Below are 14060 nucleotides of genomic sequence, written 5' to 3'. Positions count from 1 at the left end.
TGAGGTCCGAGCCATCGAACTCCGGATCCCAGAAGCAGCGCTGCGAGCAGTGCAGGATATCGGCGCCGGCGTCGGGCAGGGCGGTCAGCCAGGCCTCCAGCGCCTTGGGCGTCGGCGCCATCTTCACCGTGAAGTCCTGCTGCTTCCACTGGCTGATGCGGATGATCACCGGATAGTCGGGCCCCACCGCCTTGCGTACCGCCCGCAGGATGTCGCCGGCGAAGCGCGCCCGGCCGGGCAGATCCTTCGAGCCATAGGCGTCCTCGCGTTCGTTGGTGCCGTCCCAGAAGAACTGGTCGATCAGATAACCGTGGGCGCCGTGCAGCTCTACGGTCTCGAAGCCCAGTCGTTTGGCGTCGGCCGCCGCCCGGGCGAAGGCGTCGATGGCGTCGGCGACGGCCTCCTCGCTCATGCCCTCGCCGAACTTCTTGCCCGGGCTCGACAGGCCCGAGGGGCTGTCATAGCCGCCCTCGGGCTTCCACTCGGGGTCGCGCGAGCGCACCGCGCCCACATGCCAGAGCTGGGGGGCGATGGCCCCACCCTCGGCATGAACCTCGTCGGCCACCCGCTTCCAGCCCGCCAGCTCCTTCTCGCCATGGAAGCGGGGCACATTGCGGTCGTTCAGGGAGGCGGCGCGGTCCACCCCGGTGCCCTCGGTGATGATCAGGCCCACCTCGCCGGCGGCGCGGCGGCGGTAGTACTGGGCCACCTCTTCCGTCACCACGCCGTCCGGAGAGAAGGACCGGGTCATGGGCGCCATGACCAGGCGGTTCCTCAGGTTGAGGCCCTTGAAGGACCAGGGCTGGAAGAGGGCTTCGGCGGCCATGGGCGGCGTCTCCTGCGTCGGGTCCGTCTCGGCAGACCCCGGTTTCGGTATGTCGGGGCGACCTTATGCACGCTCGTGGCGCCGGCGTCAGGCGAAAATCCGGGTCCGACCGGAGGCGGGAGCGACTTGCATTTTGGCCTGCGCTTCGCCATGGTCTGAGCAATGCTCAAATGGGCCTTGAGGCCGCACCGAGGAGTCCGCCATGAGCGACGGAGCCGTTGACTTGAAAGCCGAGGCGCGCGCCCGGGCCTATTCCATCCCGCTGGACGAAATCAACGTCGCGGACCCGGAGCTCTTCCGGACCGACACCCACTGGCCCTATTTCGAGCGCCTGCGGAAGGAGGACCCGGTCCACCTCCACCCCGAGGGCCACCACGAGCAGGGCCCATTCTGGTCGGTGACCAAGTACAACGACATCATGGCCGTGGACACCAACCACGGGGTCTTCTCCTCCGAACCGGCGATCACCCTCTTCGACCCGGACGATGACTTCACCCTGCCCATGTTCATCGCCATGGACCCGCCCAAGCACGACCTGCAGCGCAAGACGGTCAGCCCGATCGTGTCGCCTCAGAACCTGCACATCATGGAGCCTCTGATCCGCAGCCGGATCCAGAACACCCTGGACTCCCTGCCCATCGGCAAGCCCTTCGACTGGGTGGACACGGTCTCCATCGAGCTGACCACCCAGATGCTGGCCACCCTCTTCGACTTCCCCTTCGAGGACCGTCGCAAGCTGACCTTCTGGTCCGACATCGCCACCGCCGACCTGACGTCCAAGCTCTTCAAGACCGAGGATCCGGACACCGAGCGGAAGATGTACCTCTTCGAGTGCGTCGACTACTTCACCCGCCTGTGGAACGAGCGGGTCAACGCCGAGCCCAAGGGCGACCTCATCTCCATGCTCGCCCACGGCGAGGCGACGCGGAACATGGACCGCATGGAGTACCTGGGGAACCTGATCCTGCTGATCGTCGGCGGCAACGACACCACCCGGAACACCATGACCGGGTCGGTCCTCGCCATGAACCAGTTCCCCGACCAGTTCGCCAAGCTGAAGGCGAACCCGGACCTGATCCCCTCCATGGTCTCCGAAACCATCCGCTGGCAGACGCCGCTGGCCTACATGCGGCGCACCGCCCTGCAGGACTACGAGCTTGGCGGCAAGACCATCCGCAAGGGCGACAAGGTCGTCATGTGGTACGTCTCCGGCAACCGGGACGACGAAGTCATCGAGAACCCCAACAGCTACATCATCGACCGCGAGCGCCCGCGCCAGCACCTGTCCTTCGGCTTCGGCATCCACCGCTGCGTGGGTAACCGCCTGGCCGAACTGCAGCTGAAGATCCTCTGGGAAGAAATCCTCCAGCGCTTCCCGGAGATCCAGGTCGTCAGCGAGCCGGAGCGCGTCTACTCGTCCTTCGTGAAGGGCTATGAGAGCATGCAGGTGGTCATCCCCTCCCGCCTGTAGGGGGGAGATTCATCGACGTGGGTTGACCCTTTCACCCGGCTTCGCCGGGAGCTCCCCCCAGGGGGACTGTTGCGAAATCCCCGGATCAGGGGGCCCTGTCGATGACGACGGAGGATTTCTGATGTCGGTGAAGTCGACGGGACAACCTGGCGTTCGGCCGTTTCGTGGGCCGGAGCCTTGAGGATGAGGTTCCCGATCACACGACCCTTTGTCGGTTCTGCGACCGGCTGGTGAGCGCGAAGCTTCTGGAGCGTCTGTTCGGCGCCATCCTGATCGAGGCGGCCACCTCGCGACCCAGACGGGGCAAGGCGGGCTCGACCTATGGCGACAAGGCCTATGACACACCCGCCCGCCGCGCCCGGCTGAAGCGCCAGGGGGTAAAGCCCCGGCTGATGCGCCCGCCCAGCCAGTATCACGCCCTGACACGCCCGGAGTCCGTCCAGACACCTCACAATCACCCCCAAAACCCACCTACAGGCCGCCAAGACACGCCTTCAGCGCCTCTCCGGGATCATTGGGGCGTATTGCAGGGGTCCCCAAGGGGGAGCTGTCGGCGAAGCGGACTGAGGGGCTGCGGCGCTGGCGCCTCAGGCGTTGGCCGGCGGGCCTTCCAGCCAGGCCTTGAGGATGGCGATGACCTGGTCGCCCGGGTTGTAGCCGCGGGTGACGACGCCGTAGGTCCCCTCCGCGCCGGGGCCCGCCACCAGGGTGGGAAAGCCCGTCACGCCCGCGCGCTGCGAGACGCCGTAGTCCGCCCAGGTCTCGTGTTTCAGGTCTTCGGTCTCGAAGTCGGCGAGGAAGGCCTCGGGCGCCACGCCGTAGTCGGCGGCCAGCTCGGCCAGCACCTCCGGGCGCGTGATGTTGCGGTCCTCGGCGTAGAAGGCCTTCTGCAGCCGGCCGAGGTAGGCGATGGCGCCTTCCGGGTTGTCGCGCCGCACCCGCACCACCGCCCGGGCCGCAGGGTCGGTGTCATAGAGGAAGCCGGGATCGTCCAGCACCGCGCCGCCGAAGGGCAGTCCGGTGGCCTCGGTGATGTGGGTCCAGTGGCCGCGCAGGCTGTCCTTGGCCTCCTGGGTCATGGGGGTCTCAGTTCCGGGGCGCAGGCCGCCCATGATCAGGCGCACGGGCAGGGCCCGGCCGAAGGCGCGGCGGATGTCCTCCATCACCGGCGAAAACCCATAGCACCAGGAGCACATGGGATCGGCGAAGTAGATCAGGTGCGGCGCGGTCATGGCGGGGCTCCGGAGGCGTCGAGGCCAGCCTACACCCGGTCCGGGCCCACGGCTATTGCGCGCCCGGCGACTCCCGCAGGGCTGGCGGTTCCTCCGGGCCGGGGGCTTCGAAGGGCGCCTCGGGCTCGGCCTCCGCGGGCGGCGGCGGAGTGGTCTCCGACCCAGCGGCTGGACTGACCTCGGGCGGGGTGTCGGGCGCCGTCACGGGCGCGGTTTCCGGGACGGGGTCCTCGGTGATGCCGGCCGGTGCGGCGGCGTCCGTCACGGCCGGGGCAAGCTCAGGCTCCAAACCGGGGACCGACCCGGCGGTCTGCGGCGCCTCGGGCGCCGGCGCAGGCGGTTCGATCATCTCAGCAGCCGGGTCGAAGGCAGCGCCGAGCAGGGGGGCGTTGCGGGTCAGTCGCTCGGCGGCGGCAGGGCAGACCTGGGGGAGGGTCCAGCCCATCCACTGCTGGGCCACACTCCGCGTGGGCAGGTTGGCGGCGGGGGCCCAGATGGCGCGGCCCTTGGCGATGGCCGCCTCGCCCCGGGGGCGGAGGGCCGTCAGGCTCGCCTTTTCGGCGGCCTGGAGAGCGGCCGAAAAGCTCTTCAGATGAGCCTGCCCCTGAATCTGCTGATCAGCGTAGACCTTGAGGTCCTCTTCAAGGGATGAACCGGGTCGGCGGTAGGTTTTCTCGATCCGGGTCACGTCGGGCATCACCCGATCATGCTGGGCCAGGTAACCCTCCAGAGCGCCGAAGCACCAGCCCACCAGGCCGTAGTCGTCGCGCGGCGTGCCGGTCGGCAGGGGCGGTTCCGGCTGCGGCGCCGCTTCCGAGGGCGCCGGCCCGGCGGTCGCCACCGGCGCATCGGCGTCGGCGGGCGGCGGAGCCGGCTCCTGCGCGGCCAGCGCGAGGACGATAGCGAGAGCGAGGGCGATCATGCGTTCGGGCTAGCCTCGGAATCCGGCGCGGGTGTGGCGGCGGGCGGACCTGAGTCGCCCCCGCCGGGGTCTCGTTCTCTATGACCTCACCGGCCGCGACAGTCACCGGTAAACAGCCCGCAAGGGCCAGGAGGGCGTTGGCGGCGGGGGCCCAGATGGCGCGCCCCCTGGCGATGGCCGCCTGACCCCGGGGTCGGCGCGTTGGGCGCGGGCATGACGGGCTCGTCTTCAGAGGATGACATCATGTTTCGATCTGACGCCCGCTTCGCCCTGGCATGAACATGATCTCGGGGCCGTGGCGCACCCCCAGTCCTGAAGGTCACCAGGATCAAAGGTGGTGGATGACCATGATCACCGAAAGGGAGAGAAGCCAGCCGACCAGAATGGCGTTGCCCACCCCGCCGCGAGCGACGGCGAACATTCCCTGTTGAGCGAAATAGGCGAGGTCAATCAGGGCGAGGAAGAGCATCATGCCCGCAGCGACCAGGGCCAGGGGGGCGCCCAGCGCCATATTGCCGAGACTCGCCAAGGATGAGGCGACCAGCAAGATCGCCAGCACCGCGTCCGGCAAGACGAAGGCCTGCTCATGCCGCCTGTAGCCCGGTGGCCACGCCGACTCATCGTGCTCTGCCCGAAGCCACCAGATCCAGAACACGACAATTCCGAGCGCGGTCGCCAGCTGCAACCCAATCAGCACGAGGTTCGCCACATGGCCGCTCACGATTGGATTTCCATAGCGACCGGATCGCTGTGCGCGCCTTGGAACCGGTGCATCCGCGGGGGCGCCAGATCGCGCCTGTAGACATCCTCCACGGTCTCGGCCCGACGGACCACATCGGCCTGGTCGCCGCACACCATGACCGTCGCGGGCCGGGGGAGCGCATTGAAGTTTGACGCGCTCGATTCCTGATAGGCTCCGGTCTCCAGAAGTGCGATCACGTCGCCCGGTACGACCTCCGGAAGCCGGGCGCCGAGGACGATCTGGTCGGCAAAGCAGGAGTGTCCGACAAGATCGGCGGTCATGGCGACGGGCCGGTCGGCCTTGTTTGCGACAACATGCCTGAAACGACTGCGTTCGAAGTGCCCGCCCGCGAGAAAGAAGGTTGTGGTGTCCGTGAGCACCCAGGCATACGGAAAGGGCTGACTCTGCCGCTTGACGGTCTTCACCCGCGCCAGATGGATGCCCGCGTCTCCATACATTGATCTGCCGGGTTCGATTTGCAGGCGCACCCCCGCTGTCGATATGCGCGCAGCCTGCAGCTCGCGCCGAAGCGCACGCACAGAGGTGGCCGCATACTGCTCGATTGACGGCGGCGTGGCGCGGAACCGGTGTGAGGACAGAACGGGTACAAGTCCGGCCAAGGCCCTGTGGTAGAGGCGGGCGCCCAGCCCGCGTAAGCCCGCAAGGAGCGGAAAGCCGAGGGCGGTCAGAACGAACTCCGAGCGCGGCAACTCTTCATTCAGCGGATCTCGCGGGCTGGGCCAACCGCCGCCGATGTCGATCTCCCGGGGCTGCCAGCCGTCCCAGGCGGCGACCAGTTCACCCGCCAGCTTTCCGAAGCGGGACATCAGGCCTTCCCAGAACCAGAGACTGGCGTGGTGGCGGCCCTGGTGCACGTGCAGCCCGACCATGTCGATGTTGGGAGCCGCGATCGCGCGCCGGCCCATTTCGACAAGGAACTCCGGCGGGATGCCGGACTTGTAGACCTGGATGGCCATATCGATCGGGATGGTCAGCTGTGAGAAGTCGGTCGGTCGCCACAGGTTGGGTACAGTCGGCTTGACGCGCAGACGGATCTTCGCCGTGCGATCCTGCTCGGCCGCCACGGCCTGGATGAGGTCGATCTCATCGACATCCTCGACCGTAATGCGCACCCCTTCGTGCACACAGTGGGCCAGGTAGTCGCGGCTCTTGCCGCCGCCGTTGACCGAGACGCGGGCGCGGTCCACCGGGGTGCTCAACACACCCTCCAACTCTCCGGGCGAGTAGACGTCGGCGCCGGCGCCCTCGTCCGTGAGGACCCGCCGGCTGGCCAGGGTGGTGTTGGCCTTGAACGCCGGCATGACGTCCACCGGCCCCTCCCACTCCGCGGCGAAGGCGGCGCGGAAACGGCGGACGTTGCGACGAAGCTGCGTCTCGGACAGCACAAACAGCGGCGTGCCGAACCGCGCCGCCAGTTCAACGGTGTCGAGCTCGTCGATATAGAGGCGGCCCTCGCGGGTGGAAAGACAGTCCGACCGAGACGTGGGCCCCTCATTAACCCTCTGCCCGCCGGGCGTCTCGTCGGTCGTTCTCAGTCCCATTTCACGCCCTCCATTCCCTCAAGCAGTTCCCGACCGAAGAGGGCCGGGGTCTGGAATCCAGGAGACCACTTCCCCGCCAGCACGGCGCGCGTGATCTCGCGTAGGCAGAGTGCGGTGAAGCGATAGGCTTCCGGTCCTGTCAGCGCCACCCGCTCCTGGGTCCTCCCGTTGGAGGCGATCGCAACGACATAGGTCCTGCCGTTGCGCAGCTGGCGGGCGGACGAGCCCTCCGGCAGAAGTGACATCAAGTGGTTCAGGATGAGATCACGCAGCCACAGAAGCCGGCCCTTCATCATCGCCACCGCCAGCCCCGGAAGGACAGAATAGGTCGAGATGTTGGCGATGCCGGTCGAAACCCAGGCGGTGAAGAGGTCCCCGAGCCAGGGGTCGTAGACCGCTCTGAACCTCCTGCCTGCAACCTGAAACTCCAGTTCGGTTTCGGCGGGCCGGGCTGGGACAAGGACGCCGCCGACACGTCGATGCCCGGGATGGTCAATGTGCGAAAGCATTCCCTTGAGGGTGCCGCGCGAGACCCCGCCATCGGTCGCCAGGGCGATCACCAGTTCATTCGCGTCCGGCAGTTTCTTCTTCGCGAGCCCCGCCACGATATCGGAGGGCGCCACATTGAAGCCGGCGCCTGGCATGATCATGATGTTCGCGCGGCGCGCCTGGTTGTCGAATGTAAACGCGTGGGACGTGTCCTCCACCTCACCCGCCAGGTCGACATAGTGGGCGCCTGTGGCCAGGCAGGCTTCAATGAGAAGCTTTTGGGTTGTGAGAAACTGACCCGAGAGGTTGAGCAGAAGACGCACCCCCTTCAGCCGCCGCTCGGTCTCGCCCGGGTCGTTCAGGTCGAAAACGGCCGACTTGAGGCCCAGGCGCTCAGCCACCGCGCGCACCGCCTCCTGGCGACCGCACAGGATGGGCTGCAGTCCGGCTCTCACGAATTCCTCGGCGCAAAGCCGGCCGGTGTATCCCGCTGCGCCGTAGATCATGACTTCCGACATGGTTGCCCTCGACTCCAGGATTGGGCGTCAATCGGGTGGGGTCGGACCGCTTCGGACAGGCCCCTCGCTGCACCGACTCACGACCAGACCCCCTTCCGATGACGCTTCCGGGTCCGCGGCTTCAGCCTGATCCGTCTACGCCGGTTCGCCTCAGTCCCTGCAGAAGGATGACTACATGCGAAGAGGAGGAGCCAAATTGACAGTGATCAAGACAAGACAAATCTCTTCTTTGCACCGACGGATCTCAGACTTTGGGTGTTTCCGTGGCAGTCACGCCTCGAAGGACCAGGATTTCTCAGTCCTGTGCTGAAGGGGGCTGCAAACACCCTCCGTGTTTCATGGCGTCTTTCCAAACGCACGGCGCAGCCGGAACACCTGGATCCGCCGGGGCCGCTTGAGGCCCTCAGCAGCCGGTCTGTCGCCGGGTTAGGTTGCGGTCGGGGGAGCCTCGGAATCGGGCTTGGGTGGCGCGGCGGGCGGACCGTAGCCGCCCCCGCCGGGAGTTTCGATCTCGATGGCCTCACCGGCCGCGACAGTCACCGAGAAACAGCCTGAAAGGGGATGGACGGCGCCGTCCGCCCGGATCAGGCGCTGGGCGCCGGCAAGGGCGGGGCCGCCGCCGGCCAGTCCCTGGGGCGCACAGGTGCGACGGGTGGACAGGAGGGCCGCCTCCATGGGGGCCAGGAACCGGAGCCTTCTGCGCACCCCATCGCCGCCTCGGAAGGCGCCCTCGCCTCCGGAGCCTTTGCGGATCTCGAAGGTCTCCAGTCGCACCGGGAACCGCCGTTCGAGGATCTCCGGGTCGGTCAGCCGCGAATTGGTCATGTGGGTGTGGACGCCGCTGGCGCCCGGCCCGCGCACCGAGGCCCCGGCGCCGCCGCACAGGGTCTCGTAGTACTGCCGGTCGGCGTCCCCGAAGGTGAAGTTGTTCATGCTGCCCTGGGCGTTGGCCATGACGCCGAGGGCGCAATAGAGGGCGTCGACCACGTGCTGGCTGGTCTCGACATTGCCCGCCACCACCGCCGCCGGCGGGGTGGGCGCCAGCAGTGACCCCTGCCGGGTGCGCACCCGCAGGGGCTCCAGGCAGCCCGCGTTCAGCGGGATGTCGTCGTCCACCAGGGTGCGGAAGACGTACAGGACCGCCGCGTCGACTATGGCGGAGGGTGCGTTGAAGTTGGTCGGAGCCTGGTCGGTGGATGCGCGGAAATCGATCTCCGCACCCTGCCGGTCCGGGTCCAGGGTGATGCGCACGGCGATCTCGCCGCCGCCGTCCATCGGGACCTTCGCCTCGCCGTCAGACAGCCGGGTCAGGGCGCGCCGCACGGCGCTGGCGGCGTTGGCCTGGACGAAGGTCATGTAGCGGGCGACGACTTCGGCGCCCTGGTCCCGGATCATGGCCGAGAGGGTGTCGGCGCCCGCCTGGCAGGCCGCAAGCTGGGCCTTCAGGTCAGCGAGGTTGCGGTCCGGCGCCCGGCAGGGCCAGGGCCCGGCCAGAAGGGCCTCCCGGACCTCCGCCGCAAGGAAGATCCCGTCCCTCATGATGGGCAGGGCGTCGAGAAGAATCCCCTCTTCCTCAAGGGTTTGCGAGAAGGGCGGCATGGAGCCGGGCTGGACGCCGCCGACGTCGGCGTGATGGCCCCGGGCGGCGACGAAGAGGTCCGGCGGACCCTCCGCCTCGGGCCGGGTGAAGACGGGCATGACCACGGTGATGTCGGGCAGGTGGGTGCCGCCGGCATAGGGATTGTTCAGGGCGAAGGCCTCGCCGGGTCGCAGGGTCCCGCGCCGATCGCGCACCGCCCGGACCGAGGCGCCCATCGAGCCCAGGTGCACTGGCATGTGCGGCGCATTGGCCACCAGCCCGCCGTCGGCGTCAAAGAGGGCGCAGGAAAAGTCGAGCCTTTCCTTGATGTTGACCGAGTGCGCGGTCCGCTCCAGAGCCGCGCCCATGGCCTCGGCCACGCCCATGAACCGGCGATTGAAGAGTTCCAGGGTTACGGGATCGGGGCGATCCAGCCGCACCTCCCTGGGGGCGGCGCCAGCGAGGCGGCTCAGGCGGACCAGGCCGTCGGCCTCCGCCGCGGCCCGCCAGCCGGGCAGGACGGCCAGCTGGGTGTCGTCGCGGACGATGAGGGCCGGACCGTCGATACGGGTGAGGGCTGCGGCTTCCACCACGGGGGCTGCAAAGGACTGCGAGCGGCAGGTCATCTGCATAACGCTCATCGTCGCGTCCAGGGGGGCGCCGGGGGACTCACGAGCGTCGCGGGGGCGTCGCGCGGACAGGGGGGGGGAGCGTCGCATCGACCGCCTCAGCCTCGACCCGGGCGACGAGGACGGCGCGGTCGGTCTCGGTGAAGCCGAAGAGGCGGCGATGGGCGACCTCGAAGGCCTGCCGGACCTCGCCTTCGATCCCAGGGGGGACCGCCAGGACGGCGTCTGCGCCGTCATACCGCAGGCCGAGCCGGACCTGAACCTCGCCGCCGTCGATCCCCTGGGCGGAAAGGCCGGCCAGGGCCTCGGCGCTGAGCTGCTCGGCGAGGTCCGCCGCCGCCCCGAGGCCCGCACCGTCGAGGGGCGCCTCCAGACCCGCCTGGCGAAGGACGGTGGGCCGGGCCTGGCCCATGCCCCAGGCCGACAGGACGCTGCCCTGACCCGGGCAGAGGACCTCGTCGATGCCCAGGGCCTCGGCGACGTCGCAGGCCACCTGGCCGGCTGCACCGCCGAAGGCGACCAGGGCGTGCTCCCGGGGATCGAATCCCCTCTCGGTGGAGATGCGTCGCACGGCCTGGGCGGTCTGTTCGACGGCCACGGCGAGGAAGCCCTCCGCCGCCTCCTCGGGTCCTGGAAGGTCCATGCGCGCCGCCAGGTCTGAAAGGGCCGCCCGCGCCGCCGCCGCATCCAGAGGCGACCTGCCCTCCGGACCGAAGACGGCCGGAAAGCGCGCCGGGTCCAGTCGGCCCAGCACCAGGTTGGCGTCCGTCACGGTGGCGGGCCCGCCGCGCCCGTAGGCCGCCGGCCCGGGATCGGCCCCGGCGCTGGCCGGTCCCGCCCGCGCCCGGTCGCCGTCGAAGTGGAGGATGGAGCCGCCCCCGGCCGCCACGGTCTCGACATCGACCATGGGCGCGCGCAGGCGCACTCCGGCGACCTCGGCGGTCTCGCGCCGCTCCAGGTTGCCGGCGAAGCGGCAGACATCCGTGGAGGTGCCGCCCATGTCGAAGCCGAGGACCGCCTCCGCCCCCGCCGCCCGGGCCGTCGCCGCCACCCCCGACACTCCGCCGGCGGGACCGGACAGGACCGCATCCCGACCCCGGAAGGCCGAGGCCCGGACGAGGCCGCCGGCGGACGTCATGAACCAGAGGGGCGCCTCGCCGACCGCCGTCTGGACCTGGTCCACATAGGCCCGCAGCACAGGGGTGAGGCAGGCGTCGGCCACCGTGGTTTCCGCCCGGGGCAGGAAGCGGGGCAGGGGCGAGACCTCGTGCGACAGGGCGACGAAGGGAACACCGGCCGCCTGGGCCAGCCGCCCGGCCAGCTGCTCATGGACCGGGTTGAGGTCGGAATGGAGAAAGGCGACAGCGACGGCGTCGTAGTCAGGGGCGACCTCGGCAAGACGGGCCCCCAGGGCCGTCGGATCCAGCGCCTCCACCACCGATCCATCGGCCGCCAGGCGCTCATCAGCCTCCAGGACCCCGGCGAACAGAGGCTCGGGCTGGCGGATGTCGAGGGCGAAGAGGTCCGGCCGGGCCTGGTCCCCGATCCGCAGGGCGTCGGCGAAGCCCCGGGTGGTGACCAGCAGAGTGCGCGCGAAGCGCCGCTCCAGGAGCGCGTTGGTGGCCACGGTCGTGCCCATCCGGATGGCGTCGACCTGTGCGCCCGGGAAGGGCGCCCCGGGCGCGACGCCCATCAGGCGCCGCATGCCTTCGACGGCGGAGTCCGCCCAGGCCGGCGAGGCCGAGAGGAGTTTGGCGGTCGTCTCGCGGCCGTCATCCGTCCGTCCCACCACGTCGGTGAAGGTCCCGCCCCGGTCGATCCAGAAGGTCCAGCGCCTATCCAAGGGGCCTCCGCCGCCGCTCACCGCGGCTTAAGACCACACCGGGGAAAGGTGCGTCCAGAGGCGCTTTGGTGCGGGAGGTCCGCCTTTCGAAAACGTAACGATCCTGAGGCGAGCGATGGGTGTATGCAGTGGGTCGGGGGAAGGGGCGCGCTGGCCGTCTGTCGGCTGCGCTGGCTTGGGACATTGGCATGAGTTTCTGGAACAGAATTGCGGCCATGGCCGTCCGGCGTCCGGATCCGGGCGACTGCGATTGTCCGCCCGGGCCGCCCGGCGCCGACCCGGCCTTCTCCACTGCGGTCACCGCCCTCGGGGCCAAGCTGGCCAAGGCCGACGGACGCGCCCGGGTATCCGAGTTCGACGCCTTCGCCGAGGTCTTCTCCCCGGAGGCGGCCTCAGAGGGCGACATCCAGCGCCTCTATGAGCTGGCCCGGCAGACCACCCACGGTTTCGAGGGCTATGCCCGCCAGCTTGCCCGACGTTACCGAAACTGCCCGAGCCTGCTTGAGGACGTGCTGGACGGCCTGTTCCACATCGCGGGCGCCGACGGCGCGATTTCCTTGGAGGAGGAGTCCTATCTGGAACGTGTGGCTGAGCTGTTCGGTTTCGGCCCGCTGTCCTTCCGCCGGATTCGCGCCGCCCACCTCGGCTCCCCCGCCGATGACCCCTACATCGTTCTGGACGTCCCCCACGACGTCACGGACGAGGGCCTCAAGACCGTCTGGCGACGCCGCATCGCCGACGCCCACCCCGACCGCGTCCGCGCCCTGGGCCTGCCCGAGGAATACCTCGACATCGCCCACGCCAAGGCCGCCGCCCTCAACGCCGCCTACGACGCCATCCGCCGCGAGCGGATGGAGATGGCGGGCGCGCGGGGCTAGGAGCGGCGGCGCCTCACGCAATCCCGGCTCTGAATCCGACGGAAGCCTTCTGACCTCCGACTACCGCAACCGGCGCGCAGGCGCCGGGTTCGACGCCCCGGATGACGCAGGCCATGGCCCGCCCACGGGCGCCTCCGTAGGTGGCGACCAGGCGCGCTTCCAGGTCGGTCCAGATCCGGGCGGTTTCGCCGGCGGCGGCGTCGAAGGCCCTGGCGAAGTTTCCCCCGACCTGGCCGCGGGGGGTCCCGCCGAAGGGGGGCGTATCGGACCCATGGCGGCGGTCCTTGTTCAGGTCTGCGTGACGGGTTCGACCCTGGCAGAACAGGCCTTCGGGGAAGAAGAGGAAGCAGCCGGACATCAGGCCTGCAGGCGGCGACCCCGCGTCATCGGGGGCCAACCAGGGAATGGGGCCGGTCCCGCCCAGCCCCTGCGGACTCCGGAGCGAGACTTCGGAGGGCGGAAGCGGCCGGTCCGTCCAGTTGGTGTGGGAGTAGAAGTCCTGGGCGGCGTGCAGGGCTCGGCCGAAATGGTGATCGAAGGCGCACAGGACGTCCGGGTCCCCCAGCTGTAAGGTCCCGCAGCGCCCGCGCACCTGTCGGGGCGCGCCGCCGGGGTCCACCAGCCGGTCCGCCGCCCGAACCGCAGCGTCCAGCTCGGCGCGAATCCAGTCGCGGCAGGCGGACAGGGCCGCCGCGCCGCGGCCGTCGGGAAGGTCGCCGCCATCGCAGTGGGCGGGGTTCCAGACGGTGATGGCGGTGATGTCGGGTCGGCGCAGGGCGGGCTCGAGCCGGTCCCGGGCGGCGACGGTCCAGCAGTCCGCGCCGCCACCGGGCGGACAGCCCAGGGCCGCGTCGAGGATTCGGCGATGCTCCCCAGGACCGCCCTCGACCGGGAAGGGATCGAAGGCCATGGCGGGGAGCGGGGCGAGAGACAGGACCGCGCACAGCCCGAGAAAGAGCCAACGCTCAAACAGAGGCCTCAGGGCGGACGGGTCTTTGCGGAAGATCCTTTTCGTGAACATGCGGAGACTCCTTCGCCTTGACCTAGCCGCAGCGTGCAGGCTTGACGGACCTTCTCGCCGCCCGTCCCGCGAGCCAACCCGTATTCTCCGCGACCCGACGCTTTTTTCACGCTCATTCACGATTTTTTCCTTCAGGGCCTGGCCGGCCGAGGGGGCAGGAAGGGCCACTGGAAGGGTGCGTTCCGCGCAGTCTGACCTCGCGATCGAAGGGGCCGCCGCATGTACATGGAACGGGTCGCATGTAGCGACGTGACGGAGGCCGCGACGGGCGGTGAACCTGCCAGGTCGAGGTCGGCGACCCAACGCGCCGTGCGGCGCAACCCGCCGCGGGTGGAACGGCCTCATCCT

11 protein-coding genes and 1 pseudogene are annotated in these 14060 nt (G+C 69.4%); 3 read left to right on the top strand and 9 right to left on the bottom strand.

The genetic code is table 11. The features are described from left to right. Window positions 1-826, bottom strand: an 826-nt coding sequence (locus IM632_RS01565; protein ID WP_296551956.1) for a 12-oxophytodienoate reductase, incomplete at its 3' end; no start/stop codon positions are given. 202 nt (window positions 827-1028) lie between these two features. Between IM632_RS01565 and IM632_RS01560 the strand changes: the two genes are divergently transcribed. Together IM632_RS01560 and IM632_RS01555 are read left to right on the top strand one after the other, a co-directional pair. Next, window positions 1029-2297: a cytochrome P450 gene (locus IM632_RS01560; protein WP_296551955.1), complete on the top strand. Its 1269-nt coding sequence runs from the start codon at window positions 1029-1031 to the stop codon at window positions 2295-2297. Between the two features lie 146 nt (window positions 2298-2443). Next, window positions 2444-2548: pseudogene (locus IM632_RS01555) on the top strand (transposase); the annotation flags it as partial. A 336-nt stretch (window positions 2549-2884) separates the two neighbouring features. Here IM632_RS01555 and IM632_RS01550 read toward each other — a convergent pair. The 7 genes from IM632_RS01550 to IM632_RS01520 form a co-directional block, all read right to left on the bottom strand. Beyond that, a complete protein-coding gene (locus tag IM632_RS01550) occupies window positions 2885-3529 on the bottom strand; it encodes a DsbA family protein (protein ID WP_296484563.1) in 645 nt (214 codons plus the stop codon). A gap of 52 nt (window positions 3530-3581) precedes the next feature. Continuing rightward, window positions 3582-4451, bottom strand: a complete 870-nt coding sequence (locus tag IM632_RS01545; RefSeq protein ID WP_296551954.1) for a hypothetical protein — start codon at window positions 4449-4451, stop codon at window positions 3582-3584. A 328-nt stretch (window positions 4452-4779) separates the two neighbouring features. Then, on the bottom strand, window positions 4780-5172 hold the full coding sequence (locus IM632_RS01540) for a hypothetical protein (protein WP_296484569.1): 393 nt from the start codon (window positions 5170-5172) through the stop codon (window positions 4780-4782). Continuing rightward, entirely contained in the window at window positions 5169-6755 is a 1587-nt protein-coding gene (locus tag IM632_RS01535) for a hypothetical protein (protein ID WP_296484571.1), read from the bottom strand. Before IM632_RS01535 ends, IM632_RS01540 begins: the two co-directional genes overlap by 4 nt. Beyond that, window positions 6746-7762 (bottom strand): saccharopine dehydrogenase NADP-binding domain-containing protein, encoded by a 1017-nt coding sequence (locus IM632_RS01530; RefSeq protein WP_296498634.1) that lies wholly within the window; start codon window positions 7760-7762, stop codon window positions 6746-6748. Before IM632_RS01530 ends, IM632_RS01535 begins: the two co-directional genes overlap by 10 nt. A gap of 426 nt (window positions 7763-8188) precedes the next feature. Next, window positions 8189-9982: a hydantoinase B/oxoprolinase family protein gene (locus tag IM632_RS01525; protein WP_296518429.1), complete on the bottom strand. Its 1794-nt coding sequence runs from the start codon at window positions 9980-9982 to the stop codon at window positions 8189-8191. Window positions 9983-10010: 28 nt separating this feature from the next. Beyond that, a complete protein-coding gene (locus IM632_RS01520) occupies window positions 10011-11813 on the bottom strand; it encodes a hydantoinase/oxoprolinase family protein (RefSeq protein ID WP_296551953.1) in 1803 nt (600 codons plus the stop codon). Window positions 11814-12001: 188 nt separating this feature from the next. On the opposite strand from IM632_RS01520, the gene IM632_RS01515 reads away from it, so the two are divergent. Further along, window positions 12002-12691, top strand: coding sequence for a TerB family tellurite resistance protein (locus IM632_RS01515; RefSeq protein ID WP_296498413.1), 690 nt, complete (start codon window positions 12002-12004; stop codon window positions 12689-12691). A 13-nt stretch (window positions 12692-12704) separates the two neighbouring features. On the opposite strand, the gene IM632_RS01510 is transcribed toward IM632_RS01515, so the two are convergent. Then, window positions 12705-13712: a hypothetical protein gene (locus IM632_RS01510; protein WP_296521027.1), complete on the bottom strand. Its 1008-nt coding sequence runs from the start codon at window positions 13710-13712 to the stop codon at window positions 12705-12707. Between the last annotated feature and the right edge of the window lie 348 nt (window positions 13713-14060).

It is taken from the genome of Phenylobacterium sp., from assembly GCF_020402505.1.
Classification (GTDB): domain Bacteria; phylum Pseudomonadota; class Alphaproteobacteria; order Caulobacterales; family Caulobacteraceae; genus Phenylobacterium.
This window is presented reverse-complemented; position numbering and strand designations above follow the sequence as displayed.